Origin of the sequence: Vreelandella aquamarina (assembly GCF_020075495.1) — a bacterium.
GTDB classification, from domain to species: Bacteria; Pseudomonadota; Gammaproteobacteria; order Pseudomonadales; family Halomonadaceae; genus Vreelandella; species Vreelandella aquamarina_A.
This window is the reverse complement of record NZ_JABYQT010000001.1, coordinates 60,449-83,275: the sequence shown is the minus strand read 5'-3', so window position 1 is coordinate 83,275 and position 22,827 is coordinate 60,449. Positions and strand designations below refer to the sequence as shown.

The 22,827-nt window shown below is 62.1% G+C and carries 22 protein-coding genes; 17 read left to right on the top strand and 5 right to left on the bottom strand.

Annotation, left to right across the window (positions count from 1 at the left end; all coding sequences use genetic code 11):
* Nucleotides 1-14: 14 nt before the first annotated feature.
* The gene (gene tadA / locus HW452_RS00420; protein ID WP_224104566.1) at nucleotides 15-467 is read right to left on the bottom strand and encodes a tRNA adenosine(34) deaminase TadA; all 453 of its coding nucleotides are present in this window, start codon (nucleotides 465-467) and stop codon (nucleotides 15-17) included.
* A gap of 104 nt (nucleotides 468-571) precedes the next feature.
* Between tadA and HW452_RS00415 the strand changes: the two genes are divergently transcribed.
* Nucleotides 572-1,399 (top strand): acyl-CoA thioesterase, encoded by an 828-nt coding sequence (locus HW452_RS00415; protein ID WP_224104133.1) that lies wholly within the window; start codon nucleotides 572-574, stop codon nucleotides 1,397-1,399.
* Nucleotides 1,400-1,479: 80 nt separating this feature from the next.
* On the opposite strand, the gene HW452_RS00410 is transcribed toward HW452_RS00415, so the two are convergent.
* Both HW452_RS00410 and rpmE read right to left on the bottom strand, forming a co-directional pair.
* Nucleotides 1,480-2,751: a malic enzyme-like NAD(P)-binding protein gene (locus tag HW452_RS00410; protein WP_224104132.1), complete on the bottom strand. Its 1,272-nt coding sequence runs from the start codon at nucleotides 2,749-2,751 to the stop codon at nucleotides 1,480-1,482.
* A gap of 313 nt (nucleotides 2,752-3,064) precedes the next feature.
* Entirely contained in the window at nucleotides 3,065-3,280 is a 216-nt protein-coding gene (rpmE, locus tag HW452_RS00405; protein WP_106373773.1) for a 50S ribosomal protein L31, read from the bottom strand.
* 148 nt (nucleotides 3,281-3,428) lie between these two features.
* On the opposite strand from rpmE, the gene HW452_RS00400 reads away from it, so the two are divergent.
* The 13 genes from HW452_RS00400 to tatC all read left to right on the top strand — a co-directional run bounded on the left by HW452_RS00400 (nucleotide 3,429) and on the right by tatC (nucleotide 16,005).
* Nucleotides 3,429-5,648, top strand: coding sequence for a primosomal protein N' (locus HW452_RS00400; protein WP_224104131.1), 2,220 nt, complete (start codon nucleotides 3,429-3,431; stop codon nucleotides 5,646-5,648).
* A 222-nt stretch (nucleotides 5,649-5,870) separates the two neighbouring features.
* Nucleotides 5,871-7,556, top strand: a complete 1,686-nt coding sequence (argS, locus tag HW452_RS00395; RefSeq protein WP_224104130.1) for an arginine--tRNA ligase — start codon at nucleotides 5,871-5,873, stop codon at nucleotides 7,554-7,556.
* 3 nt (nucleotides 7,557-7,559) lie between these two features.
* Nucleotides 7,560-8,297: an SPOR domain-containing protein gene (locus tag HW452_RS00390; protein WP_224104129.1), complete on the top strand. Its 738-nt coding sequence runs from the start codon at nucleotides 7,560-7,562 to the stop codon at nucleotides 8,295-8,297.
* A 148-nt stretch (nucleotides 8,298-8,445) separates the two neighbouring features.
* Nucleotides 8,446-8,979 (top strand): ATP-dependent protease subunit HslV, encoded by a 534-nt coding sequence (gene hslV, locus HW452_RS00385; RefSeq protein ID WP_224104128.1) that lies wholly within the window; start codon nucleotides 8,446-8,448, stop codon nucleotides 8,977-8,979.
* Between the two features lie 9 nt (nucleotides 8,980-8,988).
* Nucleotides 8,989-10,311, top strand: a complete 1,323-nt coding sequence (gene hslU, locus HW452_RS00380) for an ATP-dependent protease ATPase subunit HslU (protein ID WP_224104127.1) — start codon at nucleotides 8,989-8,991, stop codon at nucleotides 10,309-10,311.
* Nucleotides 10,312-10,416: 105 nt separating this feature from the next.
* Complete coding sequence (locus HW452_RS00375; RefSeq protein WP_224104126.1) at nucleotides 10,417-10,812, top strand: gamma-butyrobetaine hydroxylase-like domain-containing protein; 396 nt, start codon at nucleotides 10,417-10,419, stop codon at nucleotides 10,810-10,812.
* Nucleotides 10,813-10,971: 159 nt separating this feature from the next.
* Nucleotides 10,972-11,727, top strand: coding sequence for a bifunctional demethylmenaquinone methyltransferase/2-methoxy-6-polyprenyl-1,4-benzoquinol methylase UbiE (gene ubiE, locus HW452_RS00370; RefSeq protein WP_224104125.1), 756 nt, complete (start codon nucleotides 10,972-10,974; stop codon nucleotides 11,725-11,727).
* 55 nt (nucleotides 11,728-11,782) lie between these two features.
* Entirely contained in the window at nucleotides 11,783-12,457 is a 675-nt protein-coding gene (locus tag HW452_RS00365) for a ubiquinone biosynthesis accessory factor UbiJ (protein ID WP_224104124.1), read from the top strand.
* Between the two features lie 2 nt (nucleotides 12,458-12,459).
* Nucleotides 12,460-14,082, top strand: a complete 1,623-nt coding sequence (gene ubiB / locus HW452_RS00360) for a ubiquinone biosynthesis regulatory protein kinase UbiB (protein WP_224104565.1) — start codon at nucleotides 12,460-12,462, stop codon at nucleotides 14,080-14,082.
* Between the two features lie 38 nt (nucleotides 14,083-14,120).
* Nucleotides 14,121-14,486: a phosphoribosyl-ATP diphosphatase gene (locus HW452_RS00355; protein ID WP_224104123.1), complete on the top strand. Its 366-nt coding sequence runs from the start codon at nucleotides 14,121-14,123 to the stop codon at nucleotides 14,484-14,486.
* A gap of 35 nt (nucleotides 14,487-14,521) precedes the next feature.
* A complete protein-coding gene (gene tatA, locus HW452_RS00350; RefSeq protein WP_224104564.1) occupies nucleotides 14,522-14,782 on the top strand; it encodes a Sec-independent protein translocase subunit TatA in 261 nt (86 codons plus the stop codon).
* Nucleotides 14,783-14,785: 3 nt separating this feature from the next.
* The gene (gene tatB / locus HW452_RS00345) at nucleotides 14,786-15,223 is read left to right on the top strand and encodes a Sec-independent protein translocase protein TatB (protein WP_224104122.1); all 438 of its coding nucleotides are present in this window, start codon (nucleotides 14,786-14,788) and stop codon (nucleotides 15,221-15,223) included.
* Complete coding sequence (gene tatC / locus HW452_RS00340) at nucleotides 15,220-16,005, top strand: twin-arginine translocase subunit TatC (protein ID WP_224104121.1); 786 nt, start codon at nucleotides 15,220-15,222, stop codon at nucleotides 16,003-16,005. The genes tatB and tatC overlap by 4 nt, the downstream gene beginning before the upstream one ends.
* 56 nt (nucleotides 16,006-16,061) lie before the next feature.
* On the opposite strand, the gene elbB is transcribed toward tatC, so the two are convergent.
* Nucleotides 16,062-16,739, bottom strand: coding sequence for an isoprenoid biosynthesis glyoxalase ElbB (gene elbB / locus HW452_RS00335; protein WP_224104120.1), 678 nt, complete (start codon nucleotides 16,737-16,739; stop codon nucleotides 16,062-16,064).
* A gap of 166 nt (nucleotides 16,740-16,905) precedes the next feature.
* Between elbB and hemB the strand changes: the two genes are divergently transcribed.
* The 3 genes from hemB to HW452_RS00320 all read left to right on the top strand — a co-directional run bounded on the left by hemB (nucleotide 16,906) and on the right by HW452_RS00320 (nucleotide 21,255).
* Nucleotides 16,906-17,919 (top strand): porphobilinogen synthase, encoded by a 1,014-nt coding sequence (hemB, locus tag HW452_RS00330; RefSeq protein ID WP_224104119.1) that lies wholly within the window; start codon nucleotides 16,906-16,908, stop codon nucleotides 17,917-17,919.
* Between the two features lie 117 nt (nucleotides 17,920-18,036).
* On the top strand, nucleotides 18,037-20,223 hold the full coding sequence (gene ppk1 / locus HW452_RS00325; RefSeq protein ID WP_224104118.1) for a polyphosphate kinase 1: 2,187 nt from the start codon (nucleotides 18,037-18,039) through the stop codon (nucleotides 20,221-20,223).
* 93 nt (nucleotides 20,224-20,316) lie between these two features.
* Nucleotides 20,317-21,255, top strand: a complete 939-nt coding sequence (locus tag HW452_RS00320) for a LysR family transcriptional regulator (RefSeq protein WP_224104117.1) — start codon at nucleotides 20,317-20,319, stop codon at nucleotides 21,253-21,255.
* On the opposite strand, the gene HW452_RS00315 is transcribed toward HW452_RS00320, so the two are convergent.
* Nucleotides 21,218-22,813 carry an ATP-binding protein gene (locus tag HW452_RS00315; protein ID WP_224104116.1) on the bottom strand — a complete coding sequence of 532 codons (1,596 nt, stop codon included), beginning with the start codon at nucleotides 22,811-22,813 and terminating at the stop codon, nucleotides 21,218-21,220. The genes HW452_RS00320 and HW452_RS00315 overlap by 38 nt on opposite strands.
* Between the last annotated feature and the right edge of the window lie 14 nt (nucleotides 22,814-22,827).

Below are 22,827 nucleotides of genomic sequence, written 5' to 3'. Positions count from 1 at the left end.
AGATCCGAACAAGCCTAGCGTCTTGCGGCAAAAAACGCTTTCAAGAGTTTTCTGGACGCCGGCGCCAGCACGCCGCCATTCACCTCTATTCGATGGTTGAACCACGGCTGGGCAAGCAGATTGGCCTTGGACTCCACCATGCCGGTACGCGGCTCGGCAGCGCCGTACACCAGCCGTTTCACCCGGGCATGAACCATGGCGCCGGCGCACATCATGCACGGCTCCAGCGTGACATACAGCGTGCACTCCTCCAAGCGGTAGTTGCCGCAGACTTGCCCGGCCTCACGCAAGGCGCGAATTTCTGCATGACCACTTGGGTCACAGCTGGCCACCGGGGCATTATGGGCGGCTGCCAGTATGTCACCATCGACACTGACTACCACCGCCCCTACCGGCACTTCGCCCGCCTCGGCCGCCAGATGCGCCTGCTCGAGGGCACGGTGCATGTAAAATTCGTCGCTGCGTATCAAGGCAAACTCCGCTAAGGTAGCAAAATGTTGTGCGCGGCGGCCCTGTTGCAGGCGCAAGCCCGCCCTCATGGACCGCATTGGATAGCCCAAGGATACCCAGAATGACCGACGCGCTGAATACGCTAGTAAATTTACTTGAGCTCGAAACCCTCGAAGAGACACTGTTTCGTGGCCAGAGCCAGGATTTAGGCTTTCCTCAGCTGTATGGCGGCCAGGTGCTTGGGCAGGCGCTGGCCGCCGCCTCGCGCACGGTGCCCGCCGAGCGCCGCCCGCACTCCCAGCACGGCTATTTTCTGCGCCCCGGCGACCCCCACCGCCCGGTGGTGTACCAGGTGGACAACGTACGTGACGGCGGCAGTTTCACCACGCGCCGCGTCACGGCAATTCAGAAAGGGCGGCCGATCTTTTTCTGCAGCGCCTCGTTTCACGCGCCGGAAAAAGGCATCGAGCATCAGCGCGCCATGCCGGATGTCGACGCCCCGGAAGCGCTGATCGAAAGCGGCGCGGCCAAGCATTCACGTTTTCCCGGCCACCCGATCGAGTTTCTGCATATCAAGGGCAATCCGGGCCACGGCGAGCCGGCCGGGCAGTGCCTGTGGTTCCGCTTTTCCGGCACGCTGCCCGATGACCCGGCCCTGCACCGCCACCTGCTTTCCTACGCTTCGGACTTCAACCTGCTGACCACCAGCCTGCTGCCCCACGGTATCGAATTTACCGACCCGAAGCTGCGCATCGCAAGCCTGGACCACACCCTGTGGCTTCACGAGGACACCCGCCTGGACGAGTGGCTTTTGTACGTGATCGACTCGCCCTGGGCGGGCGGCTCGCGCGGACTGGCGCGCGGGCATATCTACAGCCGCGATGGGCGCCTGATTGCATCCACCGCCCAGGAAGGGCTGACCCGCATGCACGATGAGTCCATTCGCTGACAGCAAGCGTCAAACGCCATGGCCAGAAAGCACAACGCCCGCAGCATGGGCGGGCGTTGTGCAGCTTTCAAGCGAGACGATCAGTCGCCGTAGACGTCATTGATCGTCTTCAGCGGGTAGTGCGCCGGGTAAGGCTTGCGCGCCACACCGGAATCCACCGCCGCCTGGGCCACCGCCGACGAGACACGCTCGAGCAGGCGGATATCCACCGGCGTGGGGATGATGTAGTCGCGGCCAAAGCTCATTTCCGTGCGCTCGTAGGCGCTCAGCACTTCCTGGGGCACCGGCTCGCGGGCCAGATCCTTCAAGGCGTGTACCGCCGCCAGCTTCATGGCTTCATTGATGCGCGTGGCGCGTACATCCAGCGCCCCGCGGAAAATGAACGGGAAGCCCAGCACATTGTTGACCTGGTTGGGGAAATCCGAGCGGCCGGTGGCCATGATCACGTCCGGGCGTGCTTCGCGGGCAACGTCCGGGTGAATTTCCGGGTCCGGGTTGGTGCAGGCAAAGATCACCGGGTCAGCGGCCATCTTCTTGACCTGCTCGGCGGACAGCAGGCCGGGGCCGGACAGGCCGATGAACACATCGGCGCCATCGATGGCATCATCCAGCGTGCGCATCTGGGTATCGAGGGCAAACTCGGCCTTGTACTCGTTGATGCCGTCGCGACCGGTATGGATAACGCCCCGACGATCCAGCATCACCAGGTTCTCTTTCTTGGCACCGCAGGAAACCAGCAGGCGCATGCAGGCAATCGCTGCCGCCCCCGCACCCATGCAGACGATCCTGACGTTCTCGATCGACTTGCCGGCGATTTCCAGCGCATTGAGCATACCGGCTGCGGTCACGATGGCGGTGCCGTGCTGGTCGTCGTGGAAGACGGGGATATTGCACCGTTCGATCAGCGCTTTCTCGATCTCGAAGCACTCCGGCGCCTTGATATCTTCAAGGTTGATACCGCCCCAGGTATCGGCAATGCGGGCGACGGTGTCGATAAACGCCTGCGGGCTTTCCGCATCGACTTCGATGTCCACCGAGTTGATACCGGCAAAGCACTTGAACAGCACGCCCTTGCCTTCCATGACCGGCTTGCTGGCCAGCGGCCCCAGGTTGCCAAGGCCTAGAATGGCGCTACCGTCGGAAATGACGGCGACCAGATTGCCCTTGCCGGTATAGCGGTAGGCGTTTTCAGCTTCGCGCGCGATTTCACGAACCGGCTCGGCCACGCCCGGGCTATACGCCAGCGCCAGATCCCGTGCGGTAGCGGTGGGCTTGGTCAGCTCCACGGAGAGCTTGCCGGGGATCGGTTGTGCGTGATAGTCCAGCGCTGCCTGCTTGTTTGCATCCGTCATGGTCGCGTCCAATTAGCCTAAAGTAGTAAAACAGATAAGTCCTTTCAGAATATAGAAAAACACCGGCTGCCTCAAGCGATCCGTCAACCCAAACGAGAAACCCGCCTTTTAGTGAATTTTCCTTCACGTTGATTACTTTTAACAGCTATTTGCTGAATCTTATGTAAACACACTCTAGCCATAACGGTTTGCTTATTGCTGTAGCGCAGCATTCATGAAAATCCCTTCCATTTTCCAGGCAATAAAAAACCCACGCCGTGGCGTGGGTTTTTCTGCGGCACACATTGGGTGTGCGCAGTGGCTTCCGTGAGGATCAGCCGCGCTTGACAGCAGCGCCGAAACGCTTGTTGAAGCGCTCTACGCGGCCACCAGTGGTCGCTTGCTTCTGCTTGCCGGTGTAGAACGGGTGGCAGTTGGAGCATACGTCCAGCGAGAAATCCTGGCCAGAAGTAGAACCGACCTGGAAGCTGGCACCGCAAGAGCAGTTGGCGGTGACCGTGTTGTAATTCGGGTGGATACCTTGTTTCATCGTGATGACCTCTCAAGCTATATGCCGCCACCTGATCCGCTGCCAGGCACCGCATACGGGTTTGGAAAAACTGCTAACCGGTTAACCGCCGGATCGTATAGATTCTGAGCGGCCGCATATTTTAGCAAAACTTATCGCCGGAGGCCAATTGCCTGACACTGTTTCTTTACAGGTGCTGAAAATCGCCTTGCCTTCTCCGCTGCGCCGCCTGTTCGACTACCTGCCGGCCAGCCGTGTCCCCCCCTGCGGCTGGCAGCCGGGGCTTCGCGTACGCGTGCCCTTCGGGCGGCGCGACGTGGTGGGCGTGGTGGTTGAACTGGCGAATGACAGCGAGCTTCCGCGCAGCCAGCTGCGTGCCGTCATCGAAGCACTGGATGACACGCCGCTCCCCAAGGACTGGCTGTGGCTGTGCCGTTTCGCTGCCCGCTACTATCAGCACAGCCTGGGCGATACGCTGCATCACGCCATGCCCGCCAGGCTGCGCCAGGGCCACCCCATGGCCGGGCGTACGCAGACACTGTGGCGGGCCAATAGGCAGGTTTCGCCGGACTTGAACCGCGCGCCCAAGCAGGCGGAGCTATACGCGCTGCTCTGCCAGCATCCTCATGGTCTGGCCACTCGCGCCGTCAGCGCCCACGGCTTTGGTCGCGAGCAGCTCAACGCGCTGATGAAAAAGGGCCTGGCCTACTCGCAGGACATCACGCTGACGGCCCCCGAGCCGCCAAGTGGCAATCTGCTGGCCGCCCCGGCCCTGCCGCTCAGCCGCGAACAGGCAGTGGCGCTTTCGACCCTGCACGAGAAGCTGGATGGCTACCACCCTTGCCTGCTTGAAGGCGTCACTGGCAGCGGCAAGACCGAGGTCTATCTGCAGCTTATTGAAGCGGTGGCGGCCAAGGGCAAGCAGTCGCTGGTGCTGGTACCCGAGATCGGCCTGACCCCGCAGACGCTGGCCCGCTTTAGAAGCCGCTTTCGCGCGCCGGTCGTCGCTCTGCACTCGGGGCTGACCGACCCTGAACGGCTGGACGTATGGGAAGCCGCCGCCAGCGGGCGGGCGCTGATCGTCATCGGCACGCGCTCGGCGATCTTCACCCCGCTTGCCAACCCGGGAGCGATCATCGTCGACGAGGAGCACGACGGCTCCTACAAGCAGCAGGACGGGCTACGCTATCACGCCCGGGACCTGGCCGTGGCCCGCGCCCATTACCACGGCATTCCGCTGCTGCTGGGCAGCGCCACGCCCTCGCTCGAAAGCCTTCAGCAGGCACTCTCCGGCAGCTATCGCCATGTGCGCCTTACCCAGCGCCCGAGCCGCCATCAGCCAGCCAGGCTCGAGCTGATCGACCTGCGCCACCAGCGTCGTCAAGGCGGCCTGCTGCCCGAAGCGATCAAGGCGATCAAGTCGACCCTGGCCGCCGGCAAGCAGGTGCTGGTCTTCATCAACCGGCGCGGTTTTGCCCCAACGCTTGCCTGCCACGCCTGCGGCTGGATAGCCGAATGCGGCCAGTGCGATTCGCGCATGACCTTGCACCGCCAGCCGCCGCTGCTCGCCTGCCACCACTGCGACAGCCGCCGGGCGCTGCCGGATGCCTGCCCCGAGTGCGGCAGCGGCGATTTACGCGCGCTCGGGGCAGGCACCGAGCGTACCGAGGAAACACTGCAGGGCCTTTTCCCCAAGGTGGCGGTACACCGCATCGACCGCGACAGCACGCGCAAGAAAGACAGTTTCGAGCAGATTCTCAAGGAGATTCAGCGCGGCGAACCCTGCCTGCTGGTGGGCACGCAGATGCTCGCCAAGGGGCACCACCTGCCCCACGTGACCCTGGTGGTGGTGATCAATGCCGATGGCGGGCTCTACGCCGCCGACTTCCGCGCTCTTGAGCACAGCGCCCAGCTTCTGGAGCAGGTAGCGGGCCGGGCGGGCCGCGCCGCCGACCCAGGCCGAGTGCTGATACAGACCCTGCATCCGGATGACCCGCACCTGGGCCAGCTGGCCGAACAGGGCTACGGTGCGCTCGCCCGCAACCTGCTTGAAGAGCGTCGCCTGGCCCAGCTGCCGCCCTTCACCTTCATGGCGCTGTTACGCATTGAAAGCCCCAGAGAAGAAGCGGCACTGGCGCTTGCCCAGCAGGCAGGCCAGGCGCTTCGCCAGTGGCTTGGAGAAACCCGGCTTGCCACTCACTGCCTCGGGCCCGTGCCTGCCCCCATGGAGCGGCGCCAGAACCGCTATCATCTTCACCTGATGCTGGCTGCCGGCAAGCGCAGCCAGCTGCACGCGGCCGCCAGTTGGCTGGTGCAGTGGATGGAGGCTAACCGTGAGGCGCGCCGGGTGCGCTGGTCAATCGACATCGACCCGCAGACCCTGAGCTGATCCTGGCCAGACTCGTACCAGGTCACTGAAAACGGCTCTGAAAGGCCGGACCAGACAGGGGCACTTATGCCCTGATCGCATCAACCGCTTTGAAACTGTGCGTCAAATGCTGATAATGGCCGCTTTGCTGATGCACCTAGGCCTGGCCTGAGCGCCCGCGACCTGGCCCGCCTAGCCGTGCTTGCCTGCACACGCCGCCACCGACGTTATCCGGATACCGACATGAAAGACACGATTATTTCCCTGCTCACCGGCGCGGTCGACGCGCTCAAGCACCAAGGCGTGCTGCCCGCTGACCTTCAGCCCACCATCAAGGTTGACCCTACCAAGGACAAGGCCCACGGCGATTACGCGACCAACCTGGCGCTGATGCTGGCAAAGCCGGCGGGCAAGAATCCTCGGGAGCTTGCCGAGGCGATGATTACCGCCCTGCCCCAGAGTGACGCCATCCAGAAAACCGAGATTGCCGGCCCCGGCTTCATCAATTTCTTTGCCGCCGCCGATGCCGCCGCGCAGATCGTCGCCCAGGTGCTGGACTCCGGCGACGCCTTTGGCCGCAGCCTGGTGGGCAAAGGGGAAAAAGTGCAGGTGGAATTCGTTTCCGCCAACCCCACCGGCCCGCTGCACGTGGGCCACGGCCGGGGGGCGGCAATCGGCGACTGCCTGAGCCGCCTGCTGGAAGCCACGGGTTACGACGTGACCCGCGAGTTCTACTACAACGATGCGGGGGCGCAGATCGCCAACCTGGCGCGCTCGGTGCAGGCGCGCGCCAAGGGCCTGGGCCCGGACGATGCCAGCTGGCCGGAAGACGGCTACCGCGGCGAGTACATCATCGATGTCGCCAATGATTACCTGGCCGGCAAGACCGTCACCGCCGATGACCGTGAAGTCACCGCCAAGGCCAACCCGGACGACCTGGACGCCATCCAGGAGTTCGCCGTGGCCTGGCTGCGTCGCGAGCAGGATCTGGACCTCAAGGCCTTTGGCGTCGAGTTTGACGTCTATTTCCTCGAGTCCTCGCTGTACGAAGATGGCAAGGTGGATGAGACGGTCGAAAAGCTCGTTGCCAACGGCCATACCTATGAAGAAGATGGCGCCATGTGGCTGCGCACTACCGACTTTGGCGACGACAAGGACCGCGTCATGCGCAAGCGTGAAGGCGGCTATACCTACTTCCTGCCCGACGTGGCCTACCACTTGAACAAGTGGCAGCGCGGCTTCACCACGGTGATCAACGAGCAGGGCGCCGACCACCACTCCACCGTCACCCGGGTACGCGCCGGGCTTCAGGCGCTGGAAGTGGGCATTCCCAAGGGCTGGCCGGACTACGTGCTGCACCAGATGGTCATGGTGACGCGCTCGGGCGTCGAGGTAAAGCTCTCCAAGCGGGCCGGCAGCTACGTCACGGTACGCGATTTGATCGATGAAGTGGGCCGCGATGCCACGCGCTTCTTCCTGGCGGCACGCCGCGCCGATTCCCAGCTGACCTTTGATATCGACCTGGCGCGCTCCCAGTCCAACGACAACCCGGTGTACTACATCCAGTACGCACATGCCCGGGTCAGCAGCATGCTGCGCAAGGCCGAAGCCGCCGACCAGCCGTTTGACCACGCCCTCGCCATGGCCAACCTGGCCCTGCTGGACAGCGACCAGGAGAAAGCCGTACTCAACCGCCTGGCGCGCTACCCGGAAGTGGTCCAGAACGCGGCCCGCAACCGTGAGCCTCAGCAGGTAGCCCAGTACCTGCTCGACCTGGCCGGTGATTTCCACACCTGCTACAACGCGGTCAAGGTCATGGTCGATGACGACACTCTGCGCAACGTTCGCCTGGCGCTTGGCCTGGCGACCCGCCAGGTGCTGCGCAACGGGCTGGACCTGATGGGCGTCAGCGCCCCCGAGGAGATGTAATACATGGCCAGCCCGCGCAAGAAGCCCTCCCGCCGCGGCGCGACGTCGCAGCGCAAGGCGCCCCGGTCGTCCAGCGGTGGTGGTTTTCGCCTGCCCGGCTGGGCGTGGGGCCTGGCCGGCATGGCAGCAGGCTTTTTCCTCGCCCAGCATCAGCACGGCACCGCCCCCTGGCAGGATGCGCCGAGCGACCAGCCCCAGGCCACGGTGCTTTCAAAGCCGGAGAGCGCCGAGCGCGCCGCCGCCCGCGAAAGTGAATCATCCAGCCAGCCGGCGATGCCAACGTTCGAGTTCTACACGCTGCTGCCGGAGACCGAGGTCATTGCGCCGGGCGTGACGCTGCCCTCCAACGTTACCCGTCCTGACGTTGCCGAACAGGCGGCGGACGCCTCGGGGAACGCGCAAACCGGGGATGACGACCCGATCGCTCAGGTCATCGCGGCCAACACGCGCCCCGAAGAGCAGGCCAGCGCCGCGCCGCAGGCAGCCCCTGCCGCCGCCAGTTCGCCCAACCGCTACATGCTGCAGGCCGCCTCGTTCAAAGAGCTGGGGGATGCCGAACAGCTGCGCGGCCGGCTGCGCAATCTCAGCCTGCTGGCTCATATCAGCGAAGTCCAGGCCGGTGGCGACACCTGGCATCGGGTGCAGGTGGGGCCGTATGAGGATACCCGCGAGCTGAATCGTGCCCAGGACCTGATGACCACTCAGGGCATCGAGCCCCTGCTGATCCAGCTGCAGAACTGATAACGCGGCATGCATTATCCGGCGGGCGGTTGATTTTTCATCAACCGCCCGCATTTTATTGTCCATTGTCTTTTCAGGCGGCCGCCCTTTCATTCATCAGGTGGCCGGACAGTTACCGGGAGCCAGCCTCCCTCAAGGAGTCATCTCCATGACCACTATCGTATCCGTACGTCGCGGTGATCAGGTCGCCCTGGCCGGTGACGGCCAGGTATCACTTGGCAATACCGTGATGAAGGGCAACGCCAGCAAGGTGCGTCGCCTCTACCGTGGCAAGGTACTTGCCGGGTTTGCCGGCGGCACCGCCGATGCGTTCACGCTGTTCGAACGCTTCGAAGCCCAGCTCGAGAAGTATCAGGGCCACTTGACCAAGGCGGCCGTGGAGCTTGCCAAGGACTGGCGCACCGACCGCGCCCTGCGTCGGCTCGAAGCCCTGCTCGCCGTGGCGGATCACAGCGCGTCCTTGATCATCACCGGCAACGGTGACGTGGTCGAACCCGAGCGCGGCATCATCGCCATCGGCTCCGGGGGCAACTTCGCCCAGGCCAGCGCCCGGGCGCTGCTGGAAAACACCGACCTGTCGGCGCGCGAAATCACCGAGAAATCGCTGCAAATTGCTGGTGACATCTGTGTATTCACCAATCATCACGTGACGCTCGAAGAGCTTGATACCAACGAACGTTGAGGTTGAATTATGACTCAGATGACACCCCGCGAAATTGTTCACGCCCTCGATCAGTACATTATCGGCCAGAAGGACGCCAAGCGCGCCGTGGCGATTGCGCTGCGTAACCGCTGGCGGCGCATGCAGCTCGACGCCGAGCTGCGCCCGGAAGTGACCCCGAAGAACATCCTCATGATCGGCCCGACCGGCGTGGGCAAGACCGAGATCGCCCGGCGGCTTGCCAAGCTCGCCCGCGCGCCGTTCATCAAGGTGGAGGCGACCAAGTTCACCGAGGTCGGCTATGTAGGCCGCGATGTCGAATCGATCATTCGTGACCTGATGGAAGCCGCGATCAAGATGGTGCGCGAGCACGCCAAGGAGGAGGTCGGCCATCGCGCAGAAGACGCCGCCGAAGATCGTGTGCTCGACGCCCTGCTGCCCCCGCCCCGCGGCCAGGAAGACAAGCCGCGTGAAGAGAGCAGCACGCGCCAGTCGTTTCGCAAGAAGCTGCGCGAAGGCCAGCTCGACGACAAGGAGATCGATATCGAAGTGCTCTCCCAGGGGCCGGGCGTCGATATCATGACCCCGCCGGGCATGGAAGAGATGACCAACCAGCTGCAGAGCCTGTTCTCCAGCATGGGCCAGCAGAAACGCGAAAGCCGGCGGGTGACCGTCAAGGAAGCCCTGGTGCTGCTGCGCGACGAGGAAGCGGGCAAGCTGGTCAATGAAGACGAGATCAAGGCGCGCGCAGTGGAGTCCGTCGAGCAGCACGGCATCGTGTTCCTGGACGAGATCGACAAGGTCGCCAAGGGCAGCGGTCAATCAAGCGGCGGCGAAGTCTCCCGAGAGGGCGTGCAGCGCGACCTGCTGCCGCTGATCGAAGGCTCCACCGTGTCGACCAAGTACGGCATGGTCAAGACCGACCATATCCTGTTCATTGCATCGGGTGCCTTCCATCTGTCGCGCCCGTCGGATCTGATCCCGGAGCTTCAGGGCCGCCTGCCGATCCGTGTCGAGCTCGATGCGCTCACTCCGAATGATTTCAAGCGTATCCTGACCGAGCCATCGGCCTCTCTGACCAAGCAGTACCAGGCGCTGCTGGCCACCGAAGGACTTGATGTCGAGTTCACCCCGGACGGCATCGAGCGCATTGCCGAGATCTCCTGGCAGGTCAACGAAGGCACCGAGAACATCGGCGCGCGGCGCCTGCACACCGTGATGGAGCGCCTGCTGGAAGAAGCCTCGTTCAAGGGTGGCGACATGGATAGCCCCTTGACCATCGATGCGGATTACGTCAACGCCCAGCTGGGCGAGCTGGCGGTCGACGAAGACCTGTCGCGCTACATTCTGTAAGCCTGCCAATCGGCACGGTCAGGGCAGCTTGCCGCCGCGCTTGCCATCGCACGCACCGCGGGGCAAGCTGCCTTTCATCGTCTATCGTCACGAGGTGATGCATCCATGAACGCCCCTACGACCGCCCCGATTCCCAGCCGGGTTCACTATCACAAGCAGTCGCGCGAGCTGGAGCTTGGCTACTCAAACGGCGACACCTACCGGCTACCTGTCGAGTTCTTGCGGGTCTACTCGCCCTCGGCCGAAGTACGCGGCCACGGTGGCGACAGCGCCGTGCTGCAGGTGGGCAAGAAGCACGTCGGGCTGCAGAACATTACCCAGACGGGCAACTATGCGCTGAAGCTACATTTCGATGATGGCCACGACAGCGGCCTTTACAGCTGGAACTACCTGTTCGAGCTTGCCACTCATCAGCAGGCGTACTGGGACAACTACCTCAAACGGCTGGAAGACGCTGGCGCCTCCCGGGAGCCTGCCGGCATTCACTTCAAGCAGCTGTGAATATCCATCACCGATACTGCCTGTTTCAGCCACTATAATGAGGCATGCCTGCGCTGGCGCAGACAAATTGGGCCAGACAAGGCTACAATATCGGCAATCTTTTAACACGGCGACCATCCGGTCGATTGTTACCGCCTCGAAATCGGGAGCTAAAGCCCCATGAGCCCCACGGAAAAGCGCACCACCCATTTTGGATACCAGGAAGTACCGGTCGACGAGAAAGCCTCCCGTGTCGCCGATGTCTTCCACTCCGTTGCCGCCCGCTACGATGTCATGAACGATTTGATGTCCATGGGCATCCACCGGGTCTGGAAGCGGCTCACCATCGAGCGCGCCGGTGTGCGCCCCGGCCATCACGTGCTGGATATCGCCGGCGGCACCGGCGACCTGACGCTCAAGTTCTCGCGCCTGGTGGGCCCGCGCGGCAAGGTGGTGCTGGCGGATATCAATGCTTCGATGCTCAAGGTAGGCCGCGACAAGCTGATCGATAACGGCGTGGGCGGCAACGTCGAGTACGTTCAGGCCAACGCCGAATGCCTGCCGTTCCCGGATAACAGTTTCGACTGCATCACCATTGCCTTTGGCCTGCGCAACGTCACCGACAAGGACGCCGCCCTTCGCTCCATGGCGCGGGTGCTCAAGCCCGGTGGCCGGCTGCTGGTACTGGAGTTCTCCAAGCCCAACAACCCGCTGCTCTCCAAGGCCTACGACGAGTACTCCTTCCGCCTGCTGCCGCGCATGGGCGAACTGGTGGCTGGTGATGGCGAAAGCTACCGTTACCTGGCCGAATCGATTCGCATGCATCCGGACCAGGAAACGCTCAAGGCCATGATGGAAACCGCAGGTCTTGAACGGGTGGAGTACACCAACCTGACCGGCGGTATCGTGGCCCTGCACCGCGGCATCAAGCTATGACCTTGCCGTACTGCATGCAGAAGTCTTTTACGGCATTTCCCTACCAGAGGTCAGCATGCTGGTAACCCCGACCCTGCTCCTGGCCGGTTGTGAACGCACGCTCAACGCTCTGCTGGCCCGCGACCCGGCGGCCCCTTCGCGCCTGGCGGCGTTGGCGGGCAGTCGCCTGCTGGTGCGCCTTGAAAAGCCTCATCTCGAGCTTGTGCTGCACTATCACCTGTCAGGCATCGATCTGATGCACGGCGACAACGTCGAGGAGAGCGATGTTGATGCCGTGGTAGAGCTTACCCCCGAGACATTTTCCGAGTGGATCAGCGGCGCCTCCATCGAACGGCTCATGTTCGACGGCAAGCTGGCCGTACGCGGGCGCATTCACCTGCTGGAAGCCACCCGCGACCTGCTGTTTGACCTGGATATCGACTGGGAGGGCGAACTTGCCCGCTGGCTCGGTGACATGCCCGCGCATTCGCTGGCCGAAGGCGTGCGCCGCCTGACGCGCTGGGGACTGCGCGCCAGGGATGAGCTGCTTCAGGACGTTTCCGAATACGTGTTCGAAGAGGCACGCCTTCTGCCTGGCCGACAGCAGCGTGATTTGCTGCGTGACCATCTGACCGAGCTCGAGGTGGCCACCGACCGTCTGGAAGCGCGCCTTGACCGGCTGCATCGCCGTCTGACCCGAGCAGTATCCGACCATGATGTATCGTCTGCTGCCCAGGAGCCGCGTGCATGATCATGAGCTTGCGCTTGTTCAAGATTCTTTGGGTGATTGCGCGTCATCGACTGGACACGCTGATTCCCATGGAGCGCCTGCCGCTCTGGCTGCGTACCCTGCTGTGGTTTTCGCCACTACGGCTGATGCCGGTGGGCAAGCGTACCCGCGGCGAGCGCCTGCGCCTGGCGCTGGAAGCGCTTGGCCCCATCTTCATCAAGTTTGGGCAAATGCTCTCCACGCGGCGGGATCTCCTGCCCGATGACATCGCCAACGAACTTCGCCGGCTGCAGGATCAAGTGCCGCCTTTTCCAGCCGACCTTGCCGCTGCCCGCGTCGAAAAGGAGCTGGAAATGTCGCTTGAAGAGGCGTTTGCCGCATTCGAGCAAACGCCTCTTGCCTCGGCCTCCATTGCCCAGGTGCATTCTGCCAGGCTGCACACCGGTGAAGAGGTGGTGGTCAAGATCATTCGGCCAGGCATCGATCGCATCATGCGACAAGACATGACGCTGATGTATCAGGTCGCCAGACTGTTTGCCAAGATACCCGAAGCGCGCCGACTGCGACCGGTGGAAGTCATCCGCGACTACGAAGCCACCCTGTTTGACGAGCTCGATCTTTACAAGGAAGCGGCCAACACCTCCCAGCTCAAGCGCAACTTCAAGGACTCACCGCTGCTGTTCGTGCCGACGATTTACTGGCCTTTCACACGCCGCCATGTCATGGTTCAAGAGCGCATCCGCGGTGTTCCCGTCGCGGACATGGAGACGTTGATCTCGCAAGGCGTGAACCTCAAGAAACTCGCCGAGCGTGGCGTCGAGCTGTTTTTTACCCAGGTATTCCGCGACAACTTCTTTCATGCCGACATGCACCCCGGCAATATCTTCGTCAACTGCGACAACCCCGAAGACCCTCAGTATATCGCCATCGACTGCGGTATCGTGGGGAGCCTCACCCGTGAGGACCAGGACTATCTGGCGCGCAATCTGCTGGCATTTTTCCATCAGGATTATTATGAAGTTGCCGCGCTGCATATCGAGTCGGGCTGGGTAGGCGAAAACACCCGAGCCAACGAGTTTGCCGCCGCCATTCGCACCGTGTGCGAGCCGATTCTCGAAAAGCCGCTGAAGGATATTTCCTTTGGCCAGGTGCTGCTGGGGCTTTTCCAGACCGCGCGACGCTTCAACATGGAGGTTCAGCCGCAGCTGGTGCTGCTGCAGAAGACGCTGCTCAACATCGAGGGGCTGGGTCGTCAGCTCTATCCGGAGCTAGACCTCTGGAGCACTGCCAAGCCCTACCTCGAACAGTGGATGAAAGAGCGTGCCGGGGTCAGCGGGCTCTGGGAGTCGCTGAAGCGTCAAGCGCCCGAACTCTCTCACCAGTTGCCCGAACTTCCCGTGCTTGCCCACCAGGCGCTTACCCGCATGGAAATCGAACACCGCCAGCGTCACCAGCAGGTAGACGCCATTCATCATATGCAGCGCCACATGACTCGCCAGGGAAAACGCCATTACCGTCTGCGCATCGGGCTTCTGCTGGTGGCCATTGCCCTGGCCTGGCAGCCGCTGAGCGGCTGGGCAAGCGCCCAGGAGTGGCCGGTGCTGGCCGGCGCGGGCCTTGGCCTGCTGCTACTGTTGTGGCAATAGCCGGGTTTTCGGTACGCCATCTGTTTCAAAGGAGAGACATGAACACGCCCCCCAACCCAACGTCTGAATCGGCGCCTGTACTGGATACCCTGGCCGAGGTACTCAGAACGCGTCGCAACGCTTCTCCGGATAATTCTTATGTCGCCTCCTTGCATCACAAGGGTTTGAACAAGATACTCGAAAAAGTGGGCGAGGAAGCGACCGAGACGCTACTGGCCGCCAAGGATGCCGAACACGGCAGTGCGGAGCAGCGCCATGCGGTCATCGCAGAGACCGCCGACCTGTGGTTTCATAGTCTGGTCATGCTGTCGCATCTGGAGCTTGACCACCAGGATGTATTGAACGAGCTGGCGCGACGCTTTGGCATGTCAGGCCATGACGAAAAAGCCGCCCGTACGCCATAATAGCAAGACGACCCTGAATCAATGAGGACATGCATATGTTAGGTGGCATCAGTATTTGGCAGTTGCTGATTGTATTAGGCATCATCATCCTGATCTTCGGCACCAAGAAACTGCGCAACGTGGGCAGCGACCTGGGCGGCGCGGTCAAGGGCTTCAAGAAAGCCGTTCATGAAGACGAAAAGGACGAGAAACCCGCCGATCAGCCCCACGCCCAGGTAGGCCACGAAGAACCGGTCAATACCTACGACGTGCAGGCGGAAGAGAAGACCACGCCCCGCAGCGAAGAGCGCAAGTAATCTATGCTGGATATCGGTTTTCTTGAACTGATGCTGATCGGCATCGTCGGGCTGCTGGTACTTGGCCCCGAGCGTCTGCCGCGGGCGGCACGCACGACCGGGCTGTGGGTTGGCAAGATCAAGCGCACGATATCCGGCATGCAGCGCGAAATCAGCGCCCAGCTTGAAGCCGAAGAGCTGCGCCAGACGCTCAAGGATCAGCAGAAATCCTTGAACGACAGTCTGAAAAAGGCCAAGCAGGAGGTGGAAAGCATTGCCGACCCCTCCTCGCCGGCAGCGCCCAATGCGACGTCCCAGGCGCCCAGGGAAACCGAGCGACGCGTCGCCCAGGCGAGTGCGCAGCTCGATGATGCCCTGCAGGAAGTCAACGATACGCCGCCAGAGCCGGCCTCTTCAGACCATCCCCCGGCGACCTCTCACAAGGATAGCAATCACCCATGAGCACTCCTGGCGACTCTCGGGAGCCCCCGCAGGGCCAGCAGCAGGCACCGCTGATCGAACACCTCATCGAGCTGCGCATGCGGCTGGTGCGGGCGGTCGTCGTGGTACTGGTGGTTTTTCTGGGCCTTTATGCCTTTGCCAACGACATCTACAGCTTCGTGGCCGAGCCGTTGATGGCCCTGCTGCCACCCGGCTCGCAGATGATCGCCACCGAAGTGGCTTCGCCGTTTCTCGCGCCGTTCAAGTTGACGCTGGTGGTAGCGGTATTCATTGCCATTCCTTTCGTGCTGCATCAGGCGTGGGCCTTTATCGCGCCGGGCCTCTACGATAACGAAAAGGCGCTGGCGATCCCGCTGCTGGTATCGAGTATCGCGCTTTTCTACGCCGGGGCCGCGTTTGCCTACTACGTGGTGTTTCCGCTGCTGTTTGCCTTTTTCACCCAGACCGGGCCTGAAAACGTCGCGGTAATGACCGATATCAACCAGTATCTGAACTTCGTGCTGAAGCTCTTTTTTGCCTTCGGCCTGGCCTTTGAAATACCAATCGCCACGTTCCTGCTGATTCTGTCCGGTGCTACCAGCGTGCAGAGCCTTTCCCAGAAGCGGCCCTATATCTTCCTGGGCTGCTTCGTCATCGGCATGCTGCTGACCCCGCCAGACGTGGTGTCACAAAGCCTGCTCGCCCTGCCCATGTACCTGCTGTATGAAGTGGGCCTGCTGTTTGGCCGCCTGGTGCGTAAAAAGCGCGAGGAGAAAGCGGCCGCCGAAGAGCAGGAGTCCTAGGCTCGCTGTCAGGTTTCAGAACGCCTCTGCCCGTTCTTCGGCAGAGGCGATTGAGCTCAAGGACTCAGCGGCTTCTGATCCATCATTTCACCGACCCGCTCCACCAGCTTGAAAATACCGGTAGCGGCTTCACTGATACGCGTTGCCAGCATATAGGCGGGCGTGGTGACCACGCGATGTTCAAGATCCACCACGATATCGTCGACTGCGCAGCTGCGGTGCAGACCGCCCATGGCACTGATGGCACCCGCCACGCCCGGGTCATGGCCCACGGTGACCGCAATACTGTCGCCCAGCAGACGTGGCACCAGCACCGGGGAAATACACATCAGGCCAATGGGTTTGGCGTCTTCCCAAAATGGTGTCAGCGCCTGCTTGAGGGCGTCCATCACCTGCATGCCATCACCTTCGCTGGCGAAGTCGGAGAGGTTCTTGGCCACGCCGAAACCGCCCGGCACGATCACCGCGCCAAAGTCATCGGCGTTCAGCTCGCCTAGCGGCTGGATATCGCCGCGGGCCAGGCGCGCCGATTCCTGAAGCACGTTGCGCGTCTCTCCTTCTTGAACATCCTGGGTCAGATGATTGACGACGTGATGCTGCTCGATATCCGGAGCAAAACAGCGGTAAGCGATACCCAGCTGATCCAGCCGCAGCAGCGTCAGCGTGGTCTCATGGATTTCAGAACCATCAAAAACGCCGCAGCCTGCCAGCACTACTGCTACCTGTTTGGTCATGCCTTTCTCCTTGTCCCTGGGTTGCCTCTTGTTATCAGGCAAGCAAGCGCTAACTTTAGTCAGTCAGGAGCACGGCCACAAGACGGCTTTCGCCGTAGGACATGCCTGATATACTCCGGGCAGGCCTTTGGGCATTCTCATTTTTGACCCAGTTGGGAGAGAGACGTTGAGTACATTGAGTTCCCGCCAGTTTCCCGGTACACGCATGCGCCGCATGCGCCGCGACGACTTTTCTCGCCGCCTGATGCAGGAATCCACGCTGACCCCGTCTGATCTGATCTTGCCGGTATTTGTGCTGGAGGGCGAAAACCAGCGCGAGGCGATCCCCTCCATGCCGGGCGTCGAGCGTTTGTCGATCGATTTGCTGATCGAGCAGGCAAGAGAAGCCCATGCGCTTGGCATTCCCGCCCTGGCGCTGTTTCCCGTGGTGGGCAGCGAGCAGAAGAGCGAGCTTGCCGAAGAGGCCTACAACGCAAGCGGCCTGGTTCAGCGCAGCGTGCGAGCGCTCAAGGAAGCGTTGCCGGAGCTCGGCATCATTACCGATGTGGCGCTCGACCCTTATACCAGCCATGGTCAGGACGGCATTCTCGACGAGCACGGCTATGTCCAGAATGACCGTACGGTCGATACGCTGCTCAAGCAGGCGCTCTCCCATGCCGAAGCCGGTGCCGATGTACTGGCCCCGTCCGACATGATGGATGGCCGCATCGGCGCCATTCGCCGGGTGCTTGAACAGGATAACCTGCATAACGTGCGCATCATGGCCTACAGCGCCAAGTACGCCTCCAAGTACTATGGTCCGTTCCGTGATGCGGTCGGCTCGGCGGCCAATCTGGGCAAGGCCGACAAGCGCACCTATCAGATGGACCCGGCCAACAGCGATGAAGCGCTGCACGAAGTGGCCATGGACATCAGCGAAGGCGCCGACATGGTCATGGTCAAGCCCGGCATGCCCTACCTGGACGTGGTTCAACGGGTCAAGAGCGAACTCCGGGTGCCTACGTTCGCCTATCAGGTAAGCGGCGAGTACGCCATGCACCGTGCCGCGTTCGACAACGGCTGGCTGGAAGCGGAGCCTGTCATTCTGGAATCGCTCATGTGCTTCAAGCGAGCTGGCGCCGACGGCATCCTGACCTACTTTGCGCTGGAAGCCGCGCGCCTGCTGCAGGCTGAGCGCTAGGTCCGACGCCGAAGATGACAAATAGGTGACACTTATTTGTCATCTTTACTCCCCATACTGCTCGCAAGACAGGTATCGCGCTATGCTAATGAAAGCCATTACGGCGGGGGAGCCACCATGGACCAGAACGTTTCACCATCCACGACGCTGACGGAATCCGCAAGCCCCGAGGGCGAAAGCCTGCCGCTGCGGATCAACCGCACACCCAACGGCGTGCATGCCAGAGAAGCGCTCAGCGAAACCGACCTCGACGACCCCCAGCTCTACTTCAACCGCGAGCTCTCCCACCTTCAGTTCAATATTCGCGTACTCGAGCAGGCGCTGGACGATGCCCACCCGCTGTTGAACCGCTTGATGTTTCTGCTGATCTTCTCCTCCAACATGGATGAGTTCTTCGAAATCCGCGTGGCGGGCCTGAAGCATCAGCTGGCACTTGGTGACAATACCACCGCCGCCGACGGCCGCCTGCCCAAGGCAGTGCTGAGCGAGATTTCCGAGATTGCTCATCAGCAGATCGCTCGCCAGTACCACATTCTCAACGATACCCTGCTGCCGGCGCTGGAGCATCAGGGGCTGCGCTTTCGCCGCCGCGACCAGTGGACCGAGCAGCAGAAGGCCTGGGTGTATGAGCTGTTCAACAACGAAATCATGCCGGTCATCAGCCCCATCGGCCTGGACCCGTCGCACCCCTTCCCTCGCTTGGTCAACAAGAGCCTGAACTTCATCGTCGAGCTTGAAGGCAAGGACGCCTTTGGCCGAGCGGGCGGCATGGCCATTCTCCCCGCACCACGCTCACTGCCAAGGCTGATGCCGCTGCCCAAGGAGCTGTGTGCCGAGGGCTTTTCCGAGTACGTGTTTTTGTCGTCGATGATTCACGCCCACGCCGAGGAGCTGTTTCCCGGCATGCGCGTGCGCGGCTGCTATCAGTTCCGGCTGACCCGCAACGCGGACATGACCGTCGACCCTGAGGAGGTATCAGACCTGGCCTCGGCGCTGCGCGGCGAGCTGCTTGCCCGGCGTTACGGCCGCGGCGTACGCCTGGAGGTCGCTGACAACTGCCCGGATGACCTGACCAATTTCCTGCTTCGCCAGTTCGAGCTGGACGCAGAAGATCTCTACCGCGTTCAGGGTCCGGTCAACCTGACCCGCATGATGTCGGTGCTGGGCGATGTAGACCGCCCTGAGCTGATGTATCGCCCATATATGCCGGGCATCCCCAAGGCGCTGAAAACCGGCAGCCTGTTCGATGCCATCGCCAAGAACGACGTGCTCCTGCACCACCCGTTCCAGTCGTTCTCGCCGATCGAGGAACTTCTGCGCGAAGCGGCTCGCGACCCGGACGTGCTGGCCATCAAGCAGACGCTCTACCGTACCGGTGCCGACTCACCGATTGTCAGCGCCCTGGTGGATGCGGCAAGCCAGGGCAAGGAAGTCACCGTGGTGATCGAGCTGCGCGCCCGTTTCGATGAGGCCGACAACCTGCAGCTCGCCTCGCGCCTGCAGGAAGCCGGGGCCATCGTCATCTATGGCGTGATGGCCTACAAGACCCACGCCAAGATGCTGCATATCGTACGCCGTGAGAAAGGCGAGCTGCGCCACTACGCGCATCTAGGCACCGGCAACTATCACTCCAAGACCGCCAAGCTCTATACCGACTACAGCCTGCTTACCGCCAACACCGCGCTGTGCGCCGATGTGCACAAGGTGTTTCAACAGCTCTCGGGCATGGGCCGGGCACGCAAGATCGACACGCTGCTGCACGCCCCCTTCACCCTTCACGAGCGCCTGGTAGAGATGATCGATCGCGAAGCCCAGCTGGCGCGCAAGGGCAAGCGTGGCCATATCATCATCAAGTGCAACTCGTTGACCGAACCCAAACTGATCAAGGCGCTCTACCGTGCCTCCCAGGCAGGCGTCGAGTGCGATCTGATCATTCGTGGCATGTGTTGCCTGAAACCCGGCCTGCCGGGTGTCTCCGAAAACATTCGCGTACGCTCGATCATCGGCCGCTTTCTGGAACATACGCGGGTCTTTCACTTTCACAACGACGGCAAGTCGGAAACCTGGTGCTCCAGTGCCGACTTCATGTCACGCAACATGTTTCACCGCGTTGAAACCTGCTTTCCGCTGCTGGACAAGAAGCTCGCCACGCGGGTACGCAAGGACCTCGAAACCTATCTGGTCGATAACTGCCAGAGCTGGCTTTTGCAGAGTGATGGCAGCTACCGCTCCCAGGACCCCGGCAGCGGCGATGCCATCAGCGCCCAGGAGACCCTGCTTTACGCCTACGCATCCAAAAGCTAGGCGTGCCGAAGCAATGGTTTCACTTCCCCGGTCGAGTATGGAAAAATGCATGAAACTCATGCTTTTCGACAATTCGGGTGAATAGGCTTCAACATGATCGAGTTACGCCATTTACGCACCCTGCTTGCCCTGCGCGAGACGGGTTCACTGGTGGAGGCGGCCGAACGCGTTCATCTTACCCAATCGGCTCTTTCTCACCAGTTGAAGGATCTGGAAAGCCGAATAGACAGCGCGCTGTTCGTGCGCAAGACACGGCCGGTTGAATTTACCCGTGCCGGCCTGCGGCTTCTGGCGCTGGCCGATCAGATCCTGCCGGAGGTCCGCAAGGCCGAGCGCGATGTGGCTCGCCTGGCAGGTACCGAACAGGGGCGTCTGCACATGGCCATCGAATGTCACAGCTGCTTTCAGTGGCTGATGCCCACGGTGGACTACTTTCGCGATCACTGGCCGGAAGTGGAAATCGATATCCCCAGCGGTCACCACTTCGACCCGTTACCGGCGCTGGCCCGCGAGCAGCTCGACCTGGTGATCACCGCCGACCCCCAGCCGCTTGACGGCGTGCACTACGCACCGCTGTTTCGCTATGAAGGGCTTCTGGCCGTCGCTCGCCAGCACCCCTACGCCGGGCAGGGCTTCGTGGAGCCGCAGGCGCTGGCGGACCAGACGCTGATCACCTACCCCGTCGAGCAGTCTCGCCTGGACGTGTTTACTCAGTTTCTCGACCCCGCCGGCGTGCGCCCCCAGGAGATCCGCACCGCAGAACTCACCATCATGATGATGCAACTGGTCGCCAGCGGACGCGGCGTCTGTTCATTGCCCAACTGGGCATTGACGGAGTACCTGGAGCGCGACTACGTCAGCGCGGTAAAGCTCGGCGAACACGGTATCTGGAGCACGCTGTATGCCGCCATTCGCGAAGAGACGCTGGAGGCGCCCTGGATGCAGGATTTTCTGCGCACCGCTCAGGAAACCTCGTTTGCGGTGCTGTCAGGCATCAAGCCGGCGGCTCGCGACGAGGAACCAGCAGCGTAAAGCGGGCACCGCCAAGCGTGGGGCTGGTATCCACCGTGACACTGCCCCCGTGGCCTGCCATGATCTTCTGGACAATCGACAGCCCCAGGCCATAGCCGCCAAGGCTGCGGGCTCGGCTGTCATCCAGCCGGGTGAAGGGCTTGAAGATATCAACGCGCGCATCGACGGGTATGCCAGGGCCGTCGTCTTCGACATCGATACGCACCAGCTGGGCTTCGCTCCATAGCCGGATGGTAATGTGTCTTTTACCATAGCGACAGGCATTGCCTACCAGATTCTGCAGCGCCCGCTGCAGGTAGCGCGGCTCGGCCATGAGCTCGATATCCGGGCCATCGGCAAGCGACAGGGAAAGCTCCTCATGCAGTGGCGCCAGCGTCTCGATCACCCGTTCGGCCATGGCGCGACAGTCCACCAGGGCCATTTCCAGCTCGGCACCGTTCACACTCTCCCCACCCAGACGCGCGTAGGTGAGAATCTCATCCACCAATGTATCGAGTTCGGAAATATCCGCATCAATGCCCTGCAGCTGGCGGCGAATGGCGGGCTGGTCGGTCATGTCTTCCACCATCTGCACGGCAAAGCGAATCCGCGCAACCGGCGTGCGCAGCTCGTGGGAGACCGCGCGAATCATCTCCTGCTGGCCGCGCAACAGGGTCTGCACCTGACTTGCCATGCCATTGAAGGCCATGCCCAGACGGCCCAGAAAATCGTCGCTCTCGACCTTCACTCGCGTCTCGAGCCTGCCGCTGGCAATACGCGTGGCGGCCAGCTCCAGGCGTGCCATGCGCGTTTCGATATTGCGCATGATCAGGTAAATGATCAGACACAATACCACCATGACCCCGATCAGCAGGGGCAACTGCAGATTCATGGGCAGCGTGTGCCCCCGCATGATCGGGCCCGCCATCACCCAGGACTGCTCATTCGGCAATTGGTGAAGCAGGCTGATGGCAAGCTTGTCCGACGTCAACAGGGTCAGGACGTCACCCTGTTCCAGCTGGCGCTGCTGTCGGTCGGTCAGGTTGTCGGGAAGCGTCGACAGTAAAAGAAGCGGCCAACTGCCAGAGCTTAGCCCAGCCAAGGCGCTCTCGCGCTGATCATCTGACAGCGCACCAAGCCACTCTCCCAGCAGAAGCATGCTCCCCTGCCACTGGCGCTCGCTCCAGGACGCCAGCGTGGCCTCCAGCAGCCATGGGCTGTCTGGAAGCCGCTGGCGAAGACGCCACGGGTCTTCGGACACCAGTACGCTGCCACGTTCGATGCGCTTTTCTGCAAAATAGCCAAGCTCCACGTCGCTGATGCGCCGCAGGGTAAGCTGCATGCCCAACCGCTCGGCAAAGCGGCTGATCAAACGCTCCCGCTCGTCATCGGATACCTCCGCCAGCTGGTGGGTCATCAGTGTCATGGGCAGCGCCGCCAGCTGCTCGCGGTAATCCTCACGGCGCACCTGCTCGATGAACGACCGGCCGCCCAAGGCGATCAAGAGCACGACGCACAGCGCCAGGCCCAGCAGCAGGTAGAACTTGAGAAACGAGCTATGGCTAAGCGGTCGAAGCATGACACTTGCCCTTG

Bases quoted from the DNA above. Each gene is read 5' to 3' on its own strand.
- tatA (WP_224104564.1), top strand. From the start codon at position 14,522: ATGTTAGGTGGCATCAGTATTTGGCAGTTGCTGATTGTATTAGGCATC.
- HW452_RS00365 (WP_224104124.1), top strand. From the start codon at position 11,783: ATGCTGGTAACCCCGACCCTGCTCCTGGCCGGTTGTGAACGCACGCTC.
- HW452_RS00410 (WP_224104132.1), bottom strand. From the start codon at position 2,751: ATGACGGATGCAAACAAGCAGGCAGCGCTGGACTATCACGCACAACCG.
- rpmE (WP_106373773.1), bottom strand. From the start codon at position 3,280: ATGAAACAAGGTATCCACCCGAATTACAACACGGTCACCGCCAACTGC.
- HW452_RS00315 (WP_224104116.1), bottom strand. From the start codon at position 22,813: ATGCTTCGACCGCTTAGCCATAGCTCGTTTCTCAAGTTCTACCTGCTG.
- HW452_RS00355 (WP_224104123.1), top strand. From the start codon at position 14,121: ATGAACACGCCCCCCAACCCAACGTCTGAATCGGCGCCTGTACTGGAT.
- elbB (WP_224104120.1), bottom strand. From the start codon at position 16,739: ATGACCAAACAGGTAGCAGTAGTGCTGGCAGGCTGCGGCGTTTTTGAT.
- HW452_RS00390 (WP_224104129.1), top strand. From the start codon at position 7,560: ATGGCCAGCCCGCGCAAGAAGCCCTCCCGCCGCGGCGCGACGTCGCAG.
- HW452_RS00415 (WP_224104133.1), top strand. From the start codon at position 572: ATGACCGACGCGCTGAATACGCTAGTAAATTTACTTGAGCTCGAAACC.
- hslU (WP_224104127.1), top strand. From the start codon at position 8,989: ATGACTCAGATGACACCCCGCGAAATTGTTCACGCCCTCGATCAGTAC.
- argS (WP_224104130.1), top strand. From the start codon at position 5,871: ATGAAAGACACGATTATTTCCCTGCTCACCGGCGCGGTCGACGCGCTC.
- ppk1 (WP_224104118.1), top strand. From the start codon at position 18,037: ATGGACCAGAACGTTTCACCATCCACGACGCTGACGGAATCCGCAAGC.
- tatC (WP_224104121.1), top strand. From the start codon at position 15,220: ATGAGCACTCCTGGCGACTCTCGGGAGCCCCCGCAGGGCCAGCAGCAG.
- ubiE (WP_224104125.1), top strand. From the start codon at position 10,972: ATGAGCCCCACGGAAAAGCGCACCACCCATTTTGGATACCAGGAAGTA.
- HW452_RS00320 (WP_224104117.1), top strand. From the start codon at position 20,317: ATGATCGAGTTACGCCATTTACGCACCCTGCTTGCCCTGCGCGAGACG.
- HW452_RS00375 (WP_224104126.1), top strand. From the start codon at position 10,417: ATGAACGCCCCTACGACCGCCCCGATTCCCAGCCGGGTTCACTATCAC.
- tatB (WP_224104122.1), top strand. From the start codon at position 14,786: ATGCTGGATATCGGTTTTCTTGAACTGATGCTGATCGGCATCGTCGGG.
- ubiB (WP_224104565.1), top strand. From the start codon at position 12,460: ATGAGCTTGCGCTTGTTCAAGATTCTTTGGGTGATTGCGCGTCATCGA.
- hslV (WP_224104128.1), top strand. From the start codon at position 8,446: ATGACCACTATCGTATCCGTACGTCGCGGTGATCAGGTCGCCCTGGCC.